The following is a 1,702-nucleotide window of genomic DNA, read 5'->3' as shown; positions in this document are numbered from 1 at the left end:
TGGCATGACTGAGGGCTTCGATGTAGGTCTAGAAATGTCTGGTAACCCATCTGCGTTCAACAGCATGCTGACTAACATGAACCACGGCGGTAAGATCTCTCTACTAGGTATTCCACCATCAGACATGGCGGTAGACTGGAACCAAGTAATCTTCAAAGGCTTGGTTATCAAAGGTATCTACGGCCGTGAGATGTTCGAAACTTGGTACAAGATGGCTTCTTTGATTCAGTCAGGTTTAGACCTATCACCAATCATTACTCATCACTTTAAAATTGATGATTTCCAAGCTGGCTTCGATGCTATGCGTAGTGGGCTTTCTGGCAAGGTTATTCTTGATTGGGAATAGAAAAATTAGGCTCTAAATAGCAAAAGGCGACAGTGAAAACTGTCGCCTTTTTTACGAATAAAACCGCTAAATAACGGTAGATTACAGTGTCTGCCGCCACTTTGTCGCCATTAATTCTCTAATGGATTGAGGTGGACAGCTTGTATCAAATGTTCTGGAGCAAAATGAGAATACGCCATTGTCTGCTCGATCTTAGTATGGCCAAGAATACGCTGTAACACCAAGATATCCCCTTTGTTCATCATAAAATGCGAAGCAAAGGTATGCCGTAGAACATGCGTTGCTTGCCCACTCGGTACGTGCTCTGGTAAAGCTCTTTTAATGTAGCGCCAGGCGTCCTTGTAACTCGTGTTAAAAATTTCATGGTCGCTCACGGCGATATCTAAGATCTCTTGATATAAAGCTGGGGAGATGGGCACACTTCGATTCCTCTTACCTTTTGTCTCGGTGTAAGTCAGTTTAAATTCAGCTGCCTGTGAACGGGTAAGAGTTAGAGCTTCACTTATACGGGCACCGGTGGCTAAGCAAATCTTAGAAATTACAATGAGCTGTGGAATCGAGACTGTAATGACTCGGTTGAAATTTTTCAGGTTAACTAAGAACTCTTCAATTTGTGGCTTGGTTAGATATGCTAGGTTCTTCTCACTTGTTTTGATTGTTTCGATAGCTTCAAGTGGATTGGGGTATTTCCATTGATTGTATTTAATCAGTTTCTTGAACATTCCCTTTAGATAAATCAATTCCGTGTTATGTGTTGTTGGTGAAATCTTAATAGATTTATTTTTGCCACGGTAGGGTATTCGCGCTGCACGATAGTCTAAATAGTCTCGTTCTTTAAAGTGGGAGGCAATTGGATTCCCTAATTCTTCAATTGTCTTGGCTATTAGCCCCCGAGCTTGTTTACCCGATTTCAACGTATGACCGTGTATGGTCCACCAAGCGTCTAACAGTTCGCTCATTCTACGGTGATCGGGTTTACTTCCCATCCATGGCTTATCGTCAATCTCCTTCATCGTGTGAAGCTCAAAAGCCTTTGCTTCTCCCTTAGTCGTAAACTTTTTACGAACACGTTTCCCCATTCGCCCATTCGGGTAACATTCGCAGAGCCAAGGTTTGGTAGAACCATCTTTTAAATTGCGGATAGACATAATAAAGCCTAAAATTACTGTATATAAAAACAGTTTAATTGGGGCTGAAACGTAGAACAATGTTTTATATCGGACAAAAAGCACAGGTTAGGCTCCTATCTCAAAGTGCTAAGAAAGCTAATAGGTTATTGTGATCCGCAACAGCAGTTTTTGACAGTACAAAACTGGAAGGTAACTTCTCTCGTTGGAAAGACTTGAAGAGCATTAT

Annotated in this window: 2 protein-coding genes; one reads left to right on the top strand and one right to left on the bottom strand. The window is 41.7% G+C overall.

The features are described 5' to 3' along the window. On the top strand, positions 1–346 hold a 346-nt coding region (locus tag AB4496_RS22710; RefSeq protein WP_372132060.1), incomplete at its 5' end, for a zinc-binding dehydrogenase. A 110-nt stretch (positions 347–456) separates the two neighbouring features. On the opposite strand, the gene AB4496_RS22705 is transcribed toward AB4496_RS22710, so the two are convergent. Next, entirely contained in the window at positions 457–1,494 is a 1,038-nt protein-coding gene (locus AB4496_RS22705; protein WP_102257532.1) for a tyrosine-type recombinase/integrase, read from the bottom strand. Between the last annotated feature and the right edge of the window lie 208 nt (positions 1,495–1,702).

Source organism: Vibrio sp. 10N.222.46.A1, assembly GCF_041473595.1.
Classification (GTDB): Bacteria; Pseudomonadota; Gammaproteobacteria; order Enterobacterales; family Vibrionaceae; genus Vibrio; species Vibrio tasmaniensis_A.
This window is presented reverse-complemented; position numbering and strand designations above follow the sequence as displayed.